This is a genomic window from Salipiger abyssi, assembly GCF_017311415.1.
Taxonomy (GTDB): Bacteria; Pseudomonadota; Alphaproteobacteria; order Rhodobacterales; family Rhodobacteraceae; genus Salipiger; species Salipiger abyssi_A.
In genome coordinates this window covers 59,416-76,981 of record NZ_JAEKIS010000002.1, presented here as the reverse complement: position 1 = coordinate 76,981, position 17,566 = coordinate 59,416, and the positions used below count along the sequence as shown (strand labels likewise).

The window sequence follows — 17,566 nt, the reverse complement described above, 5'->3', positions numbered from 1 at the left end:
CTCAGCTGCCCCAGATAATTTTCACGTAGTTCCGGGTCTCGCGATAAGGCGGCACGCCGCCATGTTTCTCGACCGCGCCCGGCCCCGCGTTATAGGCGGCGAGTGCCAGCCGCCAGGAGCCGAATTTGGTATATTGCGCCTTGAGATAGCGCGCCCCGCCTTCGAGATTCTGCGCCGGATCGTTGGGATTCACCCCGAGCTGACGGGCGGTGAAGGGCATGAGCTGTGCCAGCCCGATGGCGCCCTTGTGGGATTTTGCGCGCGGGTTGAAATTCGATTCCTGCTTCACCAGCCGCAAAAAGAGATCCTCGGGCACGCCATGGCGCCGCGCCGCGACCCGGGCCATATCGGCATAGGGCCCATCATAGCGCCCGCGATAGACCGGCGCACGGCCCTCGTCGCCACCCATCGGGCCCCATTTCGTCGGCGTGACCACAGAAGGCGGCTGAAGCCGCACCGAGCTGCGATACTGTTCCGAAGCGCGCGTATCGAGAACGCTGGTCTGCTTGCGGAACAATTTGACCCGGTTCTTCGTTGAGAGCGTATCTGCCTGTGCGGCCGTGGCAAAGATCCCGGCGCACAGCAGTGCCGGCAGCGCATGACGTTGCAGAACTCGCATGAGTGACCTAGTCCCGTCCCTTTTCCCTGGGCGCGACTATACAGGCTGAGCAGAAATGTGCCAGCCTTTGCCCGAACTGCGGGCGATCCGTCGCTTACCGCTTGTTAATCAAGTTTCCGGCAGGATGCGGTGGCGCAGCGGGACGGGGCTGTGTAAGGCTCGTCGAAACCCTGCGGGGAAAGAATCGGACGAGACAGCGAGGATGACATGGCCGGCTCTGTGAACAAGGTGATCCTGGTGGGCAATCTGGGCGCGGACCCGGAGGTGCGCACCTTCCAGAATGGCGGCAAGGTCTGCAACCTGCGCATCGCCACCTCTGAAAACTGGAAAGACCGCAACACCGGCGAACGGCGCGAACGCACCGAGTGGCATCAGGTGGCGATCTTCTCGGAGCCGCTGGCGCGCATCGCAGAGCAATATCTGCGCAAGGGCTCCAAGGTTTATCTCGAAGGCCAGCTCGAAACGCGCAAATGGCAGGACCAGTCCGGTCAGGACCGCTACAGCACCGAGGTTGTGCTGCGCCCCTATCGCGGCGAGCTGACGCTGCTCGACAGCCGCAGCGGCGGTGGCGGCGGCGATTTCGGCGGCTCGGGCGGCGGTTACAGCGGTGGCGGCAGCGGCGGCGGTTATGGCGGCGGTCGCGACGATTATTCGGGCGGCGGCGGGTCCGGCCCGTCGCGCGCGCCCTCGCGCGATCTCGACGATGAGATCCCGTTCTGAGCCACGCACGCTCCGGCGAGATAAGAATGGCCCGGCGCTCTCCATGGAGCCCGGGCCTTTTCTTTTGCCTGACATGCTCCGGAAAGGCTCAGAGCGGCCCGTCCTCAAGCACGCCATGTGCGGACATCTGGGCATAAAGCAGACCCTCGCGCAGCCCGCGGTCGGCGACCGAGAGCCGGTCTGTTGGCCAGAGCCGCAGCAGCGCCTGAAGGATCGCCGCACCCGACATGATCAGCGCCTGACGGTCCTGACCGATGCGCGGATCGCGCCGCCGCCCCGCCGGCCCCATGTCGAGATAGCGCTGAATCACCGCCTCGATCTGGTCCGAGGACATGCGCAGCCCATCCACTTTGGTGCGGTCGTAGCGCCGCAGCCCGAGATGCGAGGCCGCCACCGTGGTGACCGTGCCGCTGGTGCCGACGATCTGGAAGCCCTCGCGCGCCTGCACATCCTTGTAGGGCGCGAATTCCGACAGCTGCTCCTCGAAGAACCAGCTCATCAGCGCGTAGCGCGCGGCGTCGTCCTCGACATCCGAGAACTGATCGCGCAGCGTCGCCACCCCCAGCGGCACCGAGATCCAGTCGACCACCTTGGCCGCCGGAAACGGGCTTTCCGGCGGGTGAAACCCGGCATGCAGCCGCATGATCGCCGCAGGACGGTCGCGCCGGGGCACGCTCGACAGATCGATCCAGACCAGCTCGGTCGAGCCGCCGCCGATATCCACGACGAGAAGCTGTTCGGTCTTGGTAGAGACAAGGGGCGCGCAGGAGATCACCGCAAGCCGCGCCTCCTCCTCGGGCTGAATGATTTCAAGCGAGAGCCCGGTCTCGCGCCGTACCTGCCGGATGAAGTCGCGCGCGTTCTGTGCCCGGCGGCAGGCCTCTGTCGCCACCAGCCGCATATGCACCACATTGTGACGCTTGATCTTTTGCTGACAGACCCGCAACGCGCCAATGGTGCGTGTCATCGAGGCACGCGATAGACGCCCGCTCCGCTCCAGGCCATGCCCGAGCTGAACGGATTTCGAAAACGAATCAACCACATGGAACTGACTGCCCTTTGGTTGGGCAATCAACATGCGGCAACTGTTCGTACCCAGATCCAACGCAGCGTAGAGCGCATTTGGATCGGGCGGTTGCGGCGCGGGGCTCTCTACCGGCTTCGGGAAAGCGCCCGCACCTCTGGGACGCCTGGGCGCCATTTCCGTGCGCCTTTCCGAATTTTAAGTTGTCTCCACGATACGTCCGGCGGCGGTGGCGCGCAAGTCCGAGCTGCACCTGCGTCGCTTGCCGCCACGGCGCCCAGCGGCTAGGCTTTGCGCCACCCGCCCCTTGCCGAAAGCCCGCCATGAGCGATCCGAGACCCGGCCTCTATCTCCATCTCGGTCTGCACCGTACCGGCACCGGCGCATTTCAGGATTTCCTGGCGGCGAATCTCGCGACGCTCGGCGCGGCCGGCGTGCGGGCGAAATTCTCCAATCGCGACGGCACCGGGCCGGAAACCCTGCGTCTGAAACTGCCACCGCCGCGCGATTTCGGCACAGAGGCGATGGCGGCGCATGGGCGCAAGCTTGCCCGGACCGTCCGCCGCAACGGGCTCAACGCGCCGCAACCGGTGCTGATCTCCGAGGAAAACCTGATCGGCGCGCTTAACGCCGCGTTCGGCGTGGCCCCCTATTCCCACGCTCAGCCCCGGCTCGCCCTTCTCAGGCAGCAGCTTACACAGCCCGTGCGCCGCGTTGTACTGGTGTTGCGCAGCTATGAAAGTCACGCGATTTCGGTCTATCGCAAACGGCTCGAATTCCGGCTGCTGAAACCTTTCGAGCACTACGCCGCTGCGATGTGGCCGGCGCGGCGCGGCTGGCCCGAGCTTGTCGCCGACATCCGTGCCGCGCTGGACCCAGAGGAGATCGTGATCCTGCGCCACGAAGCCCGCCCCGCCCGACCCGAGATCCTCTCGGCGCTGCTTCCCGAACTGCCGCACGGGGGCTGGGACGTGCCGGAACGCCGGATCAACCACAGCGCAAACGATGCCGCCTGTTTCGCGCTGGTCGAGGCGCATAAGGCGGGGCGCTCGCCCGACCGCGCGGAGCTGGCGACACTGCTGGCGGCGCATGCGGACAAGACAGCCCCGCGCCCCTTCATCGATCTGCCCGAGGCGCTGCTTGCGGCGCAGCGCGCGCGCTATGCCGAGGATCTCGACCGCATCGCGCGCATGCCCGGGGTGACCCTGTACGCGACTGCCGCGCAGGGCCGTTGAACCGACTGTAAACCTCTATCCCGCGAATTGTCCGAATGCGGCCGGCCCGACTGTCGCTCTCCGCGCCTGCAATGTCGAAATCCGTCCCCGCCACCGTGCGCGTCGCGGCTAAACAGGAGAGACCGGATCAGGGGAATCGCAGCTTATGCCCGAGGTCACCATCGTTTACTGGCGCGATATCCCGGCGCAGGTCATCGTCGGCCGCGGGCGCCGGGGCGCCAAGGCCGCGCTGCCCGAACGGTTCGAGCAGGCGATCGACCGCGTGGCGATGAAGGTGGGCGCGTCGGACACCGACGCCTATCTCGCCGAATGGCGCAAGGGCGATCCCGTTTCGGCGGAGGGCGATCCGCAGGCGCTGGCCGAGGCCGAGGCCGCACGGATCGACACTGAGTATGATCGGGACCGGCTGAAGGCCCTGATCGGCAATGACGGTTGGGCGCACGCCCCGAGATGAGCATAAGGAACCGCTGGATGGCCCTTCTGAATTTCCGCAAACCGAAACCGGCCGTGCCCGGTACCTCGCTGGAAAGCTTCCTCGCGGGCTATTCCATCGAGGTGATGCCGCGCACCGCCGCCAAGGTCGAGGATTTCCGCGCCCTCCTGCCCCGGGGCACCCGGGTTTATATCGCGCATATCGACGGCACGCCCATCGAGGAGATGGTCGACACCGCAAGACGTCTGGCCGGCGAAGGCTTTGAGGTCATGCCGCATTTCCCCGCCCGCATCATCTCGGACAAAGCGATGCTGGCCGACTGGATCGCCCGCTATCAGGGCGAGGCCGGCGTGCATCAGGGGCTGATCCTCGCCGGCGGCGTCGATACCCCCAGGGGCGATTTCCACTCCTCCATGCAGTTGCTGGAGACCGGGCTTTTCGACAAGGCCGGCTTTGACCGGCTGCATGTGGCCGGCCACCCCGAGGGTAACCGCGATATCGACCCCGATGGTGGCGACGACACCGTCATGCAGGCGGCGCGCTGGAAACAGGACTTCTCCGAGCGCAGCGATGCGCGCATGGCGCTGGTGACGCAATTTGCCTTCGAGGCCGAGCCGATCCTCGCCTGGGGCCAGCGGCTGCGCGACGCGGGCGTGACCCTGCCGATCCATATCGGGCTCGCCGGCCCCGCCAAGCTTCAGACGCTGATCAAATTCGCCGTCGCCTGCGGAGTCGGCCCGTCGCTGCGCGTGCTCCAGAAACGCGCGCTCGATGTCGGCAAGCTGCTGCTGCCCTATGAGCCCACCGACCTCGCCGCCGAGCTCGCCGCGAAGAAGGCCGCCGATCCGGATTTCCCGATCGAGCAGGCGCATCTCTTCCCGCTCGGCGGGATCAAGTCCTGTGCAACCTGGGCATCGGATCACGGCGGCGCCTCCACCCTGCCCGCCGCGCGCGCGGTCTGAGCGGCGGGCAGCGGGACGGGCATGACCAGGGCGCTCCTCTTCGATCTCGACGGCACGCTGCTGGTCTCCGATCCGCTGCATATCGCGGTGTTCGGCGAGTTCTTTGCCGAGCGTGGCCTGCCCTATTCCGAAGAGATCTATCACCGGAAGATCCATGGCGCGCATAATGCCGAGATTTTTCCGCAGCTCTTTCCGGGCGAGGACGCGCAGGCGCTGGCCGCCGAAAAGGAGGCGCGGTTTCGCGCCCGACTGAGCCCCGGCACGCCGCCGATGCCCGGCGCGAAAGAGCTGCTCGACCGGGCGGCGCGCGAGGGCTGGGCGGTGGCGGTGGTGACCAATGCGCCGCGCGACAATGCCGAGCATATGCTGCGCGCCATCGGGCTCGACGCCTATTTCGACGTGCTCGTGATCGGCGACGAATGCGCGCGCGGCAAGCCCGATCCGGAGCCTTATCTCGAAGCGATGCGGCGGCTGGGCGTGCGCCCGCAGGATTGCATCGCCTTCGAGGACAGCCAGAGCGGCATGCGCGCCGCGTCGCGCTCCGGCGCCTTCGCCATCGGCATCTGCTCGGGGCTGGCGCCCGACCGGCTGCGCGAGGCGGGCGCAAAGACCACGATCACCGATTTCAGGGATGACGCGCTGCCGGGGCTTCTGGCACGTATTGAGGGAGAGACCACATCATGACCAGGACCGTTCTCGAGTCCCAGACCAAGACCGTCACCATCGGCTTTGACGAGCCGTTCTGCGTGATCGGCGAGCGCATCAATCCCACCGGCCGCAAGAAACTCGCCGCCGAGCTTGAGGCCGGCGATTTCTCGACCGTGGAAAAGGACGCGCTGGCGCAGGTCGCCGCCGGGGCCGGCGTGCTCGATATCAATGCGGGCGTGGTCTACAACTCCAACCCCAACCCGAACGAGACCGAACCGCCGCTGATGCGCTCCATCGTCGAGCTGGTGCAGGGGCTCGTGGATGTGCCGCTCTGCATCGACAGCTCGGTGCCCGGCGCGCTGGAGGCGGGGCTCGAGGCCGCCAATGGCCGCCCGCTGCTGAACTCGGTCACCGGCGAGGAAGAGCGGCTGGAGCTGGTGCTGCCGCTGGTCAAGAAATACAATGTGCCGGTGGTGGCGATCTCCAACGACGACACCGGCATTTCCGAAGATCCCGATGTGCGCTTTGCCGTGTCGAAAAAGATCGTCGAGCGCGCCGCCGATTTCGGCATTCCCGCGCATGACATCGTGGTCGACCCGCTGGTGATGCCCATCGGCGCCATGGCGACTGCCGGCCAGCAGGTCTTTGCCCTGGTGCGCCGCCTGCGCGAGGAGCTGGGGGTGAACACCACCTGTGGCGCGTCGAACATCTCCTTCGGCCTGCCCAACCGGCACGGCGTCAACAACGCCTTCCTGCCCATGGCCATCGGCGCCGGCATGACCTCGGCGATCATGAACCCGGTCGCCCTGCCCGTCGCCCAGAGCAAGATCGCCGCCAAGCGCGAAGAGGTTGCGGCGGCAGGCGTGATCCTGCCCGAGGACATGGATGACGAGACCTTCGTGACGCTGTTCGGCATGGGCTCCACCCGCTCGAAACCGGGCTCGGAAATGGCCGCGATCCGCGCTGCCAACCTGCTGGTCAACCAGGATCCGCATGGCGGCGCCTGGATCGCCTTCAACAAGGCGCTGGAGGCCGGCGGCGAGGCGGCGGCAGGCGGTCGCGGCGGGCGCCGGGGCGGTGGACGCCGCCGCCGCGCCTGAGCAGAGCAAGAGGATCGCAGAGGCGGGGCGGATCTGCGCCCCGTCTTTGCCTTTCCTTCAGACCCGCGCCAGTATGACGGCGCTGGGCGTGGCCCGCCCGGGCGGCGCCGGAAAAACAGACCAGAGGCAGACACGATGACCGACGCACTGACCGAGATGCTCTCCACCCGCGACTGGCTGATGGCCGACGGGGCGACCGGCACCAACCTCTTCAATATGGGGCTGAGCTCGGGCGATGCGCCGGAATTCTGGAACGAGGATCACCCCGACCGCATCCGCAAGCTCTATCGCGACGCGGTGGAGGCGGGCTCGGATCTGTTCCTGACCAACAGTTTCGGCGCCAATGCCTCGCGGCTGAAGCTGCACGACGCCGCCCACCGCGCCCGCGAGCTGTCGCGCATGGCCGCCGAGCTGGGCCGCGAGGTCGCCGATGCCGCCGGGCGCAAGGTGGTGGTGGCGGGCTCGGTCGGCCCCACCGGCGAGATCATGGGCGCGGTCGGCACGCTCAGCCACGAGGCTGCGGTGGAGATGTTCGAGGAGACCGCCACCGGGCTCAGGGAAGGCGGCGCCGATGTGCTCTGGGTCGAGACGATCTCGGCACCCGAGGAGTTCCGCGCCGCCGCCGAGGCCTTTGCCAATGTGGGCATGCCCTGGTGCGGCACCATGAGCTTCGACACGGCGGGGCGCACGATGATGGGCCTGACCTCGGAGGCGTTTGTGAATCTGGTCGAGGCCCTGCCGAACCCGCCCATCGCCTTCGGGGCCAATTGCGGCGTCGGCGCTTCGGATCTGATGCGCACGGTGCTGGGTTTTGCCGCCACCGGCACCGAACGGCCGATCATCGCCAAGGGCAATGCCGGCATCCCGCGCTACGAGGACGGGCATATCCACTACAACGGCACGCCGGAACTGATGGGGGAATACGCGGTGCTGGCGCGCGATGCCGGGGCGCGGATCATCGGCGGCTGCTGCGGCACCATGCCGGAGCATCTGCGCGCCATGCGACACGCGCTGGAGACCCGCCCCAAGGGCCCGCGTCCGACGCTGGAAACCGTGGCGGAAGCGCTGGGCGGGTTCAGCTCGGAAAGCGACGGCACCGGCGATACCAGCGGCGCGCCGAAACGCGAGCGCCGGGGGCGGCGTCGCGGGTAAGAATTATTTTACCATCCATGTGCAAGGCTGGCGGCATGACAGACATGCCGCTTCCGATCTCCCCCGACCGCTGGCTCGGCCATCTCTTCGCCTCGCGCGCGGCGGCCTCGGGCGGTGTCGTGCGGCGCAACAGCCGCGATATCGAGCGGATCGTCGGGCGCGAGAGGTTTCTGGCCGAGCTCGATCGGCGCGGCTTTCGCGCGGTCGAGAATGCCGGGCAGATCATCGTCTTCTGCAACCGCGATACGGTGAGGATTCTGCGCTGACGGCGGTGCTCGGAACCAAATTCCTTCGAAGGAATTTGCAAATCTCTTCGAAGAGATTTGGCGACCCTCAGAACAGGCTCAGCTGATCCCCCGCCCGCGCCGGCACCCGGAACAGATCGCAGCGCAGACGCGGCTGTTCCGCATCCAGCCCCAGCCGCCGCGCCGCCTTGTCGAAACGCTGCGCCACGATCTCCGCATAAGGCCCCTCGCCGCGCATCCGGTGATGCCAGCGCGCCGAATAGTCCTGCCCGCCATGCATCTCGCGCAGCCGCGCCATCACCCGCGCCGCGCGGCCCGGATAATGCTCCTCGAGCCAGGCGCGCCAGAGCGGCGCCACTTCCAGCGGCAGCCGCAGCATGATCCAGCTCGCCGCCGTCGCCCCCGCCTCTGCCCCGGCCTCCAGTATGCGCTCCAGCTCGGGATCGCTCAGCGCCGGCACGATGGGCGAAGCCATGACCCGCACCGGGATCCCCGCCGCGCTGAGGCGCCGGATTGCCGCCAGCCGCCGGCGCGGCGAGGGCGCGCGCGGCTCCATCTTTCGCGCCAGATCCGCATCCAGCGTGGTGACCGAGATCCCGACCCGCACCAGCCCCTCTGCCGCCATCTCTCCCAGAATGTCGATATCCCGTTCCACCAGCGCGCCCTTGGTGACGATGGCCAGCGGGTGGCGGAAGTCCCGCAGCACCTCCAGGCAGCCGCGCATGATGCGCCGGTCGCGCTCCGCCTGCTGGTAGGGGTCCGTATTGGTGCCGATGGCGAGCGGCGCCACCTTGTAGCGCTTCGCCCGCAGCTCGCGCTCGAGCACTTGCGGCGCCTCCGGCCGCGCCACCAGCCGGGTTTCGAAATCGAGCCCGGGCGACAGGCCGAGATAGGCGTGGCTGGGCCGCGCGAAACAGTAGATGCAGCCATGCTCGCAGCCGCGATAGGGGTTGATCGTGCGGTCGAAGGGCAGATCCGGCGAGCGCACATAATTGATCAGGCTGCGCGGCCGCTCCTCGCGGATCTCGGTGCGCAGCGGCGGCAGTTCCTCCTCGATCTCCCATCCGTCATGCGTGTCCTCATACTGCAACCGTTCGAACCGCCCGGTTTCGCGGCTGGCGGCGCCACGGGCGCGACGGTGCTCGGGCGCGACGGATCGGGGGCTGTCGGTCATAAAGAAAATATTAGAACATATCATGAACACTCGCAAGACATGCGCGCCAAGGTCGCAGGCGGCGCGGCGCGTGTCGCAAATACTCAAGCGCGCAGGCGGATCAGGCCGCAGGACTTGGGGATCATCCCCCGTGGCACGCCACGACAGCAGCAGGGAATCGCGCATGTCCGATCAGGAAGACGACATCATCCTCAGCGAACTGAACGACGAAGAGCTGGTCGAACAGATGTTCGACGATCTCTATGACGGTATGAAGGACGAGATCGAGGAGGCTGTGAATATCCTGCTCGAACGCGGCTGGGCCCCCTACCGCATCCTGACCGAGGCGCTGGTCGGCGGCATGACCATCGTTGGCCACGATTTCCGCGACGGCATCCTCTTCGTGCCCGAGGTGCTGCTCGCCGCCAATGCGATGAAGGGCGGCATGGCGATCCTGAAACCGCTGCTGGCCGAAACCGGCGCGCCGACCATCGGCAAGATGGTGATCGGCACCGTCAAGGGCGACATCCACGATATCGGCAAGAACCTCGTCGCCATGATGATGGAGGGCGCCGGTTTCGAGGTGGTCGATCTCGGCATCAACAACCCGGTGGAGAATTATATCGAGGCGGCGGCGGCGGAAAAGCCCGACATCATCGGCATGTCGGCACTGCTGACCACCACCATGCCCTATATGAAGGTGGTGATCGACGCGATGGTCGAACAGGGCATTCGCGAGGATTACCTGGTCCTGGTGGGCGGCGCTCCGCTCAACGAGGAATTCGGCAAGGCCATTGGTGCCGATGCGTATTGCCGCGACGCCGCCGTGGCGGTGGAGACCGCCAAGGACCTGATCGCGCGCCGCCACAACCAACGCGCTGCCGGCTGAAAAGACACACTCGGGTCGGTCGTCATGGCCGGCCCCTAGCGCAGTGCACACCCGCTCCGGCTGCCTTCGAAATGAGCCCTTTTGCCCCGATCATCTTGCCGAAATTCGGCGGAATTCACCCATCGGCAGGGATTTGGCTTTATTCTCAAGCCCCAAGCCCCTATCTTCAGTGGGGCAAAGGAGTCGATAATGCCAGTGACACATCTCGTGACCCTGATCATCGCGGTTCTGGCGCTTGCCGGGCTGACCATCTGGGCGTTGCTCTCCTGGGGCGCCGGTACTGTGATCCCGATGCTTCTGGTTCTGGCGCTGGTGTTGCGCTGGGCCATGGCACCGGTCACCGCGGATGACGGGCACGCCTGACGATACGGGGCTCACGCATCGGGGCCTCGCCGCCTCCGGTGCGGGCCGTATCCTGCTGATTGCCTGCGGCGCCCTCGCCCGCGAAATTCTCGCGCTCCGCGACCGGTACGGCTGGGACCATCTCGATCTCACCTGCCTGCCCGCGATCCTGCACAACCACCCCGAAAAGATCACCGATGCGGTGCGCGACGCGGTCGAGGCGCATTGCAACGATTATGCGCGCATCTGCGTGGTCTATGCCGATTGCGGCACCGGCGGGCGCTTGCAGACGGCCTGCGACGCGCTGGGGGTTGAGATGGTGCCCGGCCCGCATTGCTATGCCTTCTACGAGGGGCTCGACCGTTTCGCGCAATATGACGAACCGACGAGCTTCTATCTCACCGATTTCCTGGTGCGCCAGTTCGACGCCTTCGTCTGGAAGCCGCTCGGGCTCGACCGCCACCCGCAGCTGCGCGAGATGTATTTCGGCAATTACGAAACGCTGGTCTATCAGGCGCAGACCGACAATCCTGCGCTGACCGCGCTTGCGGAGGCGCATGCGGCATGGCTGGGCCTGCGCTTCGAGCGCCGGTTTACCGGCTACGGCGACCTGGAAACCCACATGGCACGCTGGGCCGATGGGCGCTGAGCGCGCGTCACTCCGCCGCGACGCTCTCTTGCAGCACTAGCGAAACCGGCACCAGCGCCACGCTGCTGGCGCGGTCCTGAAGCCCCCAGAGCAGCAATGCCGAGACCGTATCGGCGCGCAGCCGTCCCAGCATCACCACCGCACCCTCCTGCCGCGCCTTGAAGGCGGCCTGGTCGAGAAAGCGGCGCATGACGCGCGGATCCTGCCCCTCGCCGTCGAAATCGCGGAACACCGTCACCGCCGGCACGCCCTCGCGCTGCGCCAGCGCCTGGCCGGTATTGAGCCCCTTGGGCAGCATCACCAGCCCGTGGCCCGACGCTTGGAGGAACTGCGCCGCCTGCTCCGAGACCGCGCGCGAGGCTTGAAGCCCCCGGTCCGGATCCTCAAGCACGCCGATCGCTTCGGGCACCGCGCCGAGCGCGCCTTCGAGCGACACCTCGACATCGGTGGCGCGCGCGCCCTCGGGCACACCGGCCATGGTCAGCACCTCGAATCCGCCGGCGCGATAGGCTGCTGCCGTCGCCGCTGCGTCAGGATGCGAGGGCGTCAGTGCGAAACTCACCGGAAACGGGAATTCGCCCACCGTATCGGGCCCGAGCGGGCCGCTGCCATCGTCGATGAGCACAATCGCCATGCGCGGCCCGTCGGGCACCACGCCGGGATCGGCGGCAAAGCGCTCCAGCGGAGTACCGTCTCCCTCCGCCGTCGCGGCCTCGCCCTCGGGCGCGGCGCTGGCGATGCTCGGCAGGCGCCCGGTCGGTACCGCGTCGCGACCGATCAGCGAGCCGGCGGGCGTGCCGACGCCGGGACGCTGACCGTCTTCGCCGGCGTCCTCCGCCTGCGTCACCTGCGGCTTGGGCGCGGCGCCGCTCTCCGGTGCGGCATCCGGCATGGGCTCCCCGGATGCGGCCTCATCTGGCTCCCCGAAGGGCGCGGGCAGCGGCGGTTCGGCGCTGCTGGTCTCCACCTCCGGCGCCGCCTCCTGCGCCGGCGAATCCGGCTGCGCGCTGTCCGCGCGCTGCGGGCTGTCGCTGGTCTCCGCACCGGCGACCGGCACCGCATCGGCTGGCGCGTCCGGCGCGTCGGGCGTGTCGAGCTCGGTCGCGGCCTGTGGCGGCGTGTTGTCCGCCTCGGGAAGCGCCGGGTCGGGCTCGGCCTCCGCCTCTGCCATGCCGGCGGGAGCCTCGGGTTTCAGAACGGTGTCGGTCTCCGACGGCGCAATCGGGGCCGGCGCGGGCGCTGGGTCGCTCAACGCAACCGAATCCTCGCTCTCCAGCTCGGGCGCGGCCTCTTCCGCCACCATATCTTCCCCGCCGGTTTCCTCCGGCACGGGCTCTGATACGGGTGCGTCCGCGTCAGGCGCCGCCTCCGACACCCCGTCTCCGGCGTCAGCGTCCTCCGTCCCGGGAAGCGGCGCCTCGGTCACCGGCGCGACCGGCGCAATCTTGCGCTCCGGCGGCCCCATCGCCACCGACAGCGCCCCGGCACCGACCGCCGAGACCACAACGCCCCAGATCGCGCCTGCCAGAAACCCTCGTGCCATCGCCTCTGCCCTTCTCTGCCAACTGCCCAGCGGCCCGTTTTCCGGACCTTTGCCGCGGCGCATGCCCTTGACGCTGCACCGTATCCGGGCGCATGTATACCCCCGAGATCGACCTGCCTTCCAGCCCCGAGAATACCATGCTCCTGCTCATCGACAACTATGACAGCTTTACCTACAACCTCGTGCACTATGTGGGCGAGCTGGGCGTCGACGTGCAGGTTTGGCGCAACGACGCGCTGGATGTGCAGCAGGCCATGGCGATGAAACCGGCGGGCATCCTGCTGAGCCCCGGGCCCTGCGATCCGGATCAGGCGGGAATCTGCCTGGCGCTGACCGAGGCCGCCGCCGAGACGCGCACGCCGCTCTTCGGGGTCTGTCTCGGCCATCAGGCCATCGGCCAGGCCTTTGGCGGCAAGGTCGTGCAGCATTCCGAGATCGTGCATGGCAAGATGGGCCGCGTGCATCACGACGCCACCGGCGTGTTCTCCGGCCTGCCCTCGCCTTTCGACGCGACGCGCTATCACTCGCTGGTGGTCGACCGCGATACTCTGCCCGAGACGCTGGAGGTCAATGCCTGGCTCGAGGACGGCACCATCATGGGGCTGCGCCACCGTGAGCTGCCGATCCACGGTGTGCAGTTCCACCCCGAGAGCATCGCCTCGGAGCATGGGCACGCGCTGATCCAGAACTTCCTGAATACGATGAAAGTCCCCGCATGAGCGACCGCCTGAAGCCGTTGATCGGCACCGCCGCCACCCGTCCGCTGACCGGCGAGGAGGCCGAGGCCGCCTTTGAAGTGCTGTTCGACGGCGAAGCGACCCCGGCGCAGATGGGCGGGCTGCTGATGGCCCTGCGCACGCGCGGCGAAACGGTGGACGAATACGCCGCCGCCGCCGGCGTGATGCGCGCCAAGTGCAACCCGGTCGCCGCCCCCGCCGGCGCCATGGACATCGTCGGCACCGGCGGCGACGGCAAGGGCACGTTGAACATCTCCACCGCCGCGGCTTTTGTGGTGGCCGGCGCCGGCGTCACCGTCGCCAAGCACGGCAACCGCAACCTGTCGTCGAAATCCGGCGCGGCGGATGCGCTCGGGCAGATGGGCATCGAGGTCATGCTGCCCGCCAGCGCCATCGCGCCGATTCTCGACAAGGTCGGCATCTGCTTCATGATGGCGCCGATGCATCACCCGGCGATGAAACATGTGGCGCCGGTACGCATGGAGCTCGGCACACGCACGATCTTCAACATTCTCGGGCCGCTGACCAACCCGGCGGGGGTGAAACGCCAGCTTACGGGCGCGTTTTCCCGCGACCTGCTGCGGCCCATGGCCGAGACGCTGGGCCGGCTCGGCTCGGAACGCGCCTGGCTGGTGCACGGCTCCGACGGCACCGACGAGCTGGCGATTTCCGGCATGAGCTGGGTCTCGTCGCTGGAAGAGGACGGCTCGGTGCGCGAGGTCGAGCTGCACCCCGAGGATGCCGGCCTGCCCGAACACCCATTCGAGGAGATCGTCGGCGGCACTCCGGCCGAGAACGCCGAGGCCTTCCGCGCCCTGCTCGATGGCGCCAAGACCGCCTATCGCGATGCAGTGCTGCTCAACGCCGCCGCCGCGCTGGTGGTGGCGGGCAAGGCCGCCGATCTGCGCGAAGGCGTCGCCATGGCCACGCAGAGCATCGACAGCGGCGCCGCAAAGGCCAAGGTCGCGGCGCTGGCCGAGGCCACGCAACAGGCGGCATGACCCCGCCGCCGGCCTGGGCGCATCTGCCCTTCTTCACGCAGGATCTGCCGCGTATCGAGGCCGCGCTGGCCGAGGACGGGCGCCAGATCCTGCCGCCCGCACCGCAGATCTTTGCCGCGCTCGACGCCTGCGCGCCTGAGGCGGTGCGCGTGGTGATCCTCGGTCAGGATCCCTACCCGACCCCCGGCCACGCCCATGGGCTGGCCTTTTCCGTCGCGCCCGATGTGCGCCCGCTGCCGCGCTCGCTGAGCAATATCTACAAGGAGTTGCACGAGGAATTCGGCGCCTGCCCGCCGAATGGCGATCTACGCTTCTGGGCGGCGCAAGGCGTGCTGCTGCTCAACACCGCGCTCACCGTGCCCGCCGGCAGCGCCGGTGCGCATGCCAGGCTCGGCTGGTCGAAACTCACCGCGCAAGTGATCGAAAGCCTTTCCGAACAGCCCCGCGCCTTCATCCTCTGGGGCAACCATGCGCAGGGCTTTGCCAAACATATCCACGGGCCGGATCACCTGATCCTGCGCTCCGCCCATCCATCGCCGCTCTCCGCCCGGCGCGGCTTTTTCGGATCGCGCCCCTTTTCCCGCGTCAACGAGTGGCTTATTGCAAGGGGCGACACGCCGATAAACTGGACGACGCCATGACCCAGACGATCCTCGACAAGATCAAGGCCTACAAGCTGGAAGAGATCGCCGCAGACAAAGCCGCGAAACCGCTGGCGGAGGTCGAGACCGAGGCGCGCGCCGCCACGCCGGTGCGCCCCTTCGCCAAGGCGCTGCGCGAGGCATCGGCCAGCGGCTACGGCCTGATCGCCGAGGTCAAGAAAGCCTCGCCCTCCAAGGGCTTGATCCGAGAGGATTTTCACCCCGCGACGCTGGCCCGCGCCTATGAGTTGGGTGGGGCCACCTGCCTCTCGGTGCTGACCGATACCCCCTCCTTTCAGGGCGCAAAATCCTTTCTGACCGAGGCACGCGCGGCCACGGCGCTGCCAGCGCTGCGCAAGGATTTCATGTACGACACCTACCAGGTCGCGGAGGCACGCGCGCTCGGGGCAGACTGTATCCTGATCATCATGGCCAGCGTCTCCGACGCGCAGGCGGCGGAACTCGAAGACGCCGCTTTCGGCTGGGGCATGGACGCGCTGATCGAGGTGCATGACGCCGCCGAGCTGGACCGCGCGCTCGAACTCAAATCGCCGCTCATCGGGATAAATAACCGCAATCTCAAAACCTTCGAGACCACTCTTGAGACAACGCGCGAGCTTTCCAAATCCGTGCCGAGCGCGCGTCTGCTGATCTCCGAAAGCGGGCTCAATACCCCCGCCGATCTTGCCGATATGGCCGCTTGCGGCGCCCGCACCTTCCTCATCGGCGAGAGCCTGATGCGGCAGGCCGATGTCGAGGCCGCCACCCGCGCGCTGCTCAGGGATCCGGTGGCGGCATGAGCGGGCTCAGCCATTTCGACGCCAAGGGCGACGCGCATATGGTCGATGTCTCCGACAAAGCCGTGACCGCGCGCATCGCCACCGCCGAGGGTTGGGTGAAGATGGCGCCGGAAACCTTTGAGATCATTACCGAAGGCCGCGCCAAGAAGGGTGATGTCATCAGCGTCGCCCGGCTTGCGGGCATCATGGGCGCCAAGAAGACGCCCGAGCTGATCCCGCTCTGCCACCCGCTGCCTGTCACCAAGGTTTCGGTCGAGCTGATCCCCGACGCCGCGCTGCCCGGGCTGCGCATCGAGGCGACGGTCAAGACCACCGGCCAGACCGGTGTCGAGATGGAGGCGCTGACGGCAGTCTCCACCGCGGCGCTCACGGTCTATGACATGGCCAAGGCGGTGGATAAGGCGATGGAGATTGGCGGCATCCGCGTAACCCTGAAAGACGGTGGAAAATCAGGCCGGTACGAGGCAACATGATCTCTGTATCCGAAGCGCTCGACCGGCTTTTCGCTCTGGTGACACCGCTGGAGGCCGAAGAGGTGCCGCTCCGGCAGGCCGCCGAGCGCGTGCTTGCCCGCCCCGTCACCGCGCAGCGCGACCAGCCGCCTTTCGCCGCCTCCGCCATGGATGGCTATGGCGTGACCGAGGCCGCGCCGGGCATGCGCCTGCGCGTCATCGGCGAAGCTGCCGCCGGAGAGCGTTTCGCCGGCACGGTCGGCCCTGGCGAGGCGGTGCGTATCTTCACCGGCGCGCCGGTGCCGGACGGGGTAAAAACCGTTGTCATTCAGGAGGATGTCGACCGCGATGGCGACGAGATTCTGATCACAGACCGGCTTGGCAGTGGCGACAATATCCGCCCCTACGGCAATGATTTCCGCGTCGGCGAGACCGTCTCCGCCCCGCGCCGCCTCACGCCGCAGGACATCGCTCTGCTGGCCGCGATGAACATCGCGCAGGTGCCCGTCGCGCGGCGCCCGAAGGTGGCGCTGATCTCCACCGGCGACGAGCTTGTGATGCCGGGAGAGACGCCCGGCCCTGACCAGATCATCGCCTCGAACACCTTCGGCCTCCACGCGCTGTTGCAGGAACTGGGCGCCGAGCCGCGTCTCCTGCCCATCGCGCGCGACAGCGAAGCCTCGTTGCAGACGGTGCTGGGGCTGGCCGATGACGCGGATCTGGTGATCACCATCGGCGGCGCCTCCGTGGGCGACCGCGATCTGGTTGCAAAGGTGGCGGGCGATCTCGGGCTGGAGCGCGCGTTTTACAAAGTTGCCATGCGCCCGGGCAAGCCGCTCATGTCGGGCCGCCTAGGTGATGCGATGATGCTCGGACTTCCGGGAAATCCCGTATCCGCAATGGTTTGCGGGCATATCTTCATGGCGCCTGTGATCCGCGCCATGCTTGGGCTGGGCAGCGAACCCGCGCCGCGCGAAAGCCTGCCGCTTGCCCGCGCCATCCCCGCAAACGGCCCTCGCGAACATTACATGCGTGCCCGGCTCGGCACTGCCGGTGTCAGCGTTTTCGAGCGCCAGGACAGCTCGCTCCTAAGCGTGCTCGGCGCCGCGGATGCGCTGGTTGTCCGCCCGCCGAACGATCCGGCCCGCGCCGCCGGCGAACTGGTGGAGATCGTGCGCATCTGATCCGGAATTATCCCCAGCATGTTGACACAAAAAGAGA

21 protein-coding genes are annotated in these 17,566 nt (G+C 67.5%); 17 read left to right on the top strand and 4 right to left on the bottom strand.

Annotated features, from left to right (window positions below):
* Nucleotide 1: 1 nt before the first annotated feature.
* Nucleotides 2–619, bottom strand: a complete 618-nt coding sequence (locus I6N89_RS03710; protein ID WP_207016875.1) for a lytic transglycosylase domain-containing protein — start codon at nt 617–619, stop codon at nt 2–4.
* Nucleotides 620–826: 207 nt separating this feature from the next.
* On the opposite strand from I6N89_RS03710, the gene ssb reads away from it, so the two are divergent.
* A complete protein-coding gene (gene ssb, locus I6N89_RS03705; RefSeq protein WP_207016874.1) occupies nt 827–1,339 on the top strand; it encodes a single-stranded DNA-binding protein in 513 nt (170 codons plus the stop codon).
* An 88-nt stretch (nt 1,340–1,427) separates the two neighbouring features.
* Here the strand turns inward: ssb and I6N89_RS03700 are convergent, their stop codons facing one another.
* Nucleotides 1,428–2,540, bottom strand: coding sequence for a Ppx/GppA phosphatase family protein (locus I6N89_RS03700; RefSeq protein ID WP_207016873.1), 1,113 nt, complete (start codon nt 2,538–2,540; stop codon nt 1,428–1,430).
* Between the two features lie 146 nt (nt 2,541–2,686).
* Between I6N89_RS03700 and I6N89_RS03695 the strand changes: the two genes are divergently transcribed.
* From I6N89_RS03695 to I6N89_RS03665, 7 genes are all read left to right on the top strand, one after another.
* Nucleotides 2,687–3,598 (top strand): hypothetical protein, encoded by a 912-nt coding sequence (locus I6N89_RS03695; protein WP_207016872.1) that lies wholly within the window; start codon nt 2,687–2,689, stop codon nt 3,596–3,598.
* A 145-nt stretch (nt 3,599–3,743) separates the two neighbouring features.
* Nucleotides 3,744–4,052 (top strand): virulence factor, encoded by a 309-nt coding sequence (locus tag I6N89_RS03690; RefSeq protein ID WP_207016871.1) that lies wholly within the window; start codon nt 3,744–3,746, stop codon nt 4,050–4,052.
* A 17-nt stretch (nt 4,053–4,069) separates the two neighbouring features.
* Nucleotides 4,070–4,993 (top strand): methylenetetrahydrofolate reductase, encoded by a 924-nt coding sequence (locus I6N89_RS03685; RefSeq protein ID WP_207016870.1) that lies wholly within the window; start codon nt 4,070–4,072, stop codon nt 4,991–4,993.
* A gap of 21 nt (nt 4,994–5,014) precedes the next feature.
* Nucleotides 5,015–5,677: an HAD family hydrolase gene (locus tag I6N89_RS03680; RefSeq protein ID WP_207016869.1), complete on the top strand. Its 663-nt coding sequence runs from the start codon at nt 5,015–5,017 to the stop codon at nt 5,675–5,677.
* Nucleotides 5,674–6,741, top strand: a complete 1,068-nt coding sequence (locus I6N89_RS03675; protein WP_207016868.1) for a methyltetrahydrofolate cobalamin methyltransferase — start codon at nt 5,674–5,676, stop codon at nt 6,739–6,741. Before I6N89_RS03680 ends, I6N89_RS03675 begins: the two co-directional genes overlap by 4 nt.
* A 135-nt stretch (nt 6,742–6,876) precedes the next feature.
* Nucleotides 6,877–7,893 (top strand): betaine--homocysteine S-methyltransferase, encoded by a 1,017-nt coding sequence (bmt, locus tag I6N89_RS03670; RefSeq protein WP_207016867.1) that lies wholly within the window; start codon nt 6,877–6,879, stop codon nt 7,891–7,893.
* Nucleotides 7,894–7,928: 35 nt separating this feature from the next.
* Nucleotides 7,929–8,159: an N-(5'-phosphoribosyl)anthranilate isomerase gene (locus I6N89_RS03665; protein WP_207016866.1), complete on the top strand. Its 231-nt coding sequence runs from the start codon at nt 7,929–7,931 to the stop codon at nt 8,157–8,159.
* 67 nt (nt 8,160–8,226) lie between these two features.
* Here the strand turns inward: I6N89_RS03665 and I6N89_RS03660 are convergent, their stop codons facing one another.
* Entirely contained in the window at nt 8,227–9,312 is a 1,086-nt protein-coding gene (locus I6N89_RS03660; protein WP_207016865.1) for a PA0069 family radical SAM protein, read from the bottom strand.
* A gap of 163 nt (nt 9,313–9,475) precedes the next feature.
* Here I6N89_RS03660 and I6N89_RS03655 point away from each other — a divergent pair, with 163 nt between their 5' ends.
* The 3 genes from I6N89_RS03655 to I6N89_RS03645 all read left to right on the top strand — a co-directional run bounded on the left by I6N89_RS03655 (nt 9,476) and on the right by I6N89_RS03645 (nt 11,171).
* On the top strand, nt 9,476–10,180 hold the full coding sequence (locus tag I6N89_RS03655; protein WP_207016864.1) for a corrinoid protein: 705 nt from the start codon (nt 9,476–9,478) through the stop codon (nt 10,178–10,180).
* 189 nt (nt 10,181–10,369) lie between these two features.
* On the top strand, nt 10,370–10,543 hold the full coding sequence (locus I6N89_RS03650) for a hypothetical protein (RefSeq protein WP_198039755.1): 174 nt from the start codon (nt 10,370–10,372) through the stop codon (nt 10,541–10,543).
* A complete protein-coding gene (locus tag I6N89_RS03645; RefSeq protein WP_207016863.1) occupies nt 10,527–11,171 on the top strand; it encodes a DUF1638 domain-containing protein in 645 nt (214 codons plus the stop codon). Before I6N89_RS03650 ends, I6N89_RS03645 begins: the two co-directional genes overlap by 17 nt.
* A gap of 7 nt (nt 11,172–11,178) precedes the next feature.
* Here the strand turns inward: I6N89_RS03645 and I6N89_RS03640 are convergent, their stop codons facing one another.
* The gene (locus I6N89_RS03640) at nt 11,179–12,714 is read right to left on the bottom strand and encodes a divergent polysaccharide deacetylase family protein (protein ID WP_207016862.1); all 1,536 of its coding nucleotides are present in this window, start codon (nt 12,712–12,714) and stop codon (nt 11,179–11,181) included.
* 137 nt (nt 12,715–12,851) lie between these two features.
* Between I6N89_RS03640 and I6N89_RS03635 the strand changes: the two genes are divergently transcribed.
* From I6N89_RS03635 to glp, 6 genes are read left to right on the top strand one after another with little or no spacing between them, the layout of a single operon-like run.
* A complete protein-coding gene (locus I6N89_RS03635) occupies nt 12,852–13,433 on the top strand; it encodes an anthranilate synthase component II (RefSeq protein ID WP_207017124.1) in 582 nt (193 codons plus the stop codon).
* Entirely contained in the window at nt 13,430–14,452 is a 1,023-nt protein-coding gene (gene trpD / locus I6N89_RS03630; protein ID WP_207016861.1) for an anthranilate phosphoribosyltransferase, read from the top strand. Before I6N89_RS03635 ends, trpD begins: the two co-directional genes overlap by 4 nt.
* Nucleotides 14,449–15,093: a uracil-DNA glycosylase gene (locus I6N89_RS03625; RefSeq protein ID WP_207016860.1), complete on the top strand. Its 645-nt coding sequence runs from the start codon at nt 14,449–14,451 to the stop codon at nt 15,091–15,093. The genes trpD and I6N89_RS03625 overlap by 4 nt, the downstream gene beginning before the upstream one ends.
* Nucleotides 15,090–15,893, top strand: coding sequence for an indole-3-glycerol phosphate synthase TrpC (trpC, locus tag I6N89_RS03620; RefSeq protein WP_207016859.1), 804 nt, complete (start codon nt 15,090–15,092; stop codon nt 15,891–15,893). The genes I6N89_RS03625 and trpC overlap by 4 nt, the downstream gene beginning before the upstream one ends.
* Nucleotides 15,890–16,366, top strand: coding sequence for a cyclic pyranopterin monophosphate synthase MoaC (moaC, locus tag I6N89_RS03615; RefSeq protein ID WP_207016858.1), 477 nt, complete (start codon nt 15,890–15,892; stop codon nt 16,364–16,366). The genes trpC and moaC overlap by 4 nt, the downstream gene beginning before the upstream one ends.
* Nucleotides 16,363–17,529 carry a gephyrin-like molybdotransferase Glp gene (gene glp, locus I6N89_RS03610; protein ID WP_207016857.1) on the top strand — a complete coding sequence of 389 codons (1,167 nt, stop codon included), beginning with the start codon at nt 16,363–16,365 and terminating at the stop codon, nt 17,527–17,529. The genes moaC and glp overlap by 4 nt, the downstream gene beginning before the upstream one ends.
* The last annotated feature ends 37 nt before the right edge of the window (nt 17,530–17,566 follow it).

Bases quoted from the DNA above. Each gene is read 5' to 3' on its own strand.
- I6N89_RS03710 (WP_207016875.1), bottom strand. From the start codon at position 619: ATGCGAGTTCTGCAACGTCATGCGCTGCCGGCACTGCTGTGCGCCGGG.
- ssb (WP_207016874.1), top strand. From the start codon at position 827: ATGGCCGGCTCTGTGAACAAGGTGATCCTGGTGGGCAATCTGGGCGCG.
- I6N89_RS03700 (WP_207016873.1), bottom strand. From the start codon at position 2,540: ATGGCGCCCAGGCGTCCCAGAGGTGCGGGCGCTTTCCCGAAGCCGGTA.
- I6N89_RS03695 (WP_207016872.1), top strand. From the start codon at position 2,687: ATGAGCGATCCGAGACCCGGCCTCTATCTCCATCTCGGTCTGCACCGT.
- I6N89_RS03690 (WP_207016871.1), top strand. From the start codon at position 3,744: ATGCCCGAGGTCACCATCGTTTACTGGCGCGATATCCCGGCGCAGGTC.
- I6N89_RS03685 (WP_207016870.1), top strand. From the start codon at position 4,070: ATGGCCCTTCTGAATTTCCGCAAACCGAAACCGGCCGTGCCCGGTACC.
- I6N89_RS03680 (WP_207016869.1), top strand. From the start codon at position 5,015: ATGACCAGGGCGCTCCTCTTCGATCTCGACGGCACGCTGCTGGTCTCC.
- I6N89_RS03675 (WP_207016868.1), top strand. From the start codon at position 5,674: ATGACCAGGACCGTTCTCGAGTCCCAGACCAAGACCGTCACCATCGGC.
- bmt (WP_207016867.1), top strand. From the start codon at position 6,877: ATGACCGACGCACTGACCGAGATGCTCTCCACCCGCGACTGGCTGATG.
- I6N89_RS03665 (WP_207016866.1), top strand. From the start codon at position 7,929: ATGACAGACATGCCGCTTCCGATCTCCCCCGACCGCTGGCTCGGCCAT.
- I6N89_RS03660 (WP_207016865.1), bottom strand. From the start codon at position 9,312: ATGACCGACAGCCCCCGATCCGTCGCGCCCGAGCACCGTCGCGCCCGT.
- I6N89_RS03655 (WP_207016864.1), top strand. From the start codon at position 9,476: ATGTCCGATCAGGAAGACGACATCATCCTCAGCGAACTGAACGACGAA.
- I6N89_RS03650 (WP_198039755.1), top strand. From the start codon at position 10,370: ATGCCAGTGACACATCTCGTGACCCTGATCATCGCGGTTCTGGCGCTT.
- I6N89_RS03645 (WP_207016863.1), top strand. From the start codon at position 10,527: ATGACGGGCACGCCTGACGATACGGGGCTCACGCATCGGGGCCTCGCC.
- I6N89_RS03640 (WP_207016862.1), bottom strand. From the start codon at position 12,714: ATGGCACGAGGGTTTCTGGCAGGCGCGATCTGGGGCGTTGTGGTCTCG.
- I6N89_RS03635 (WP_207017124.1), top strand. From the start codon at position 12,852: ATGCTCCTGCTCATCGACAACTATGACAGCTTTACCTACAACCTCGTG.
- trpD (WP_207016861.1), top strand. From the start codon at position 13,430: ATGAGCGACCGCCTGAAGCCGTTGATCGGCACCGCCGCCACCCGTCCG.
- I6N89_RS03625 (WP_207016860.1), top strand. From the start codon at position 14,449: ATGACCCCGCCGCCGGCCTGGGCGCATCTGCCCTTCTTCACGCAGGAT.
- trpC (WP_207016859.1), top strand. From the start codon at position 15,090: ATGACCCAGACGATCCTCGACAAGATCAAGGCCTACAAGCTGGAAGAG.
- moaC (WP_207016858.1), top strand. From the start codon at position 15,890: ATGAGCGGGCTCAGCCATTTCGACGCCAAGGGCGACGCGCATATGGTC.
- glp (WP_207016857.1), top strand. From the start codon at position 16,363: ATGATCTCTGTATCCGAAGCGCTCGACCGGCTTTTCGCTCTGGTGACA.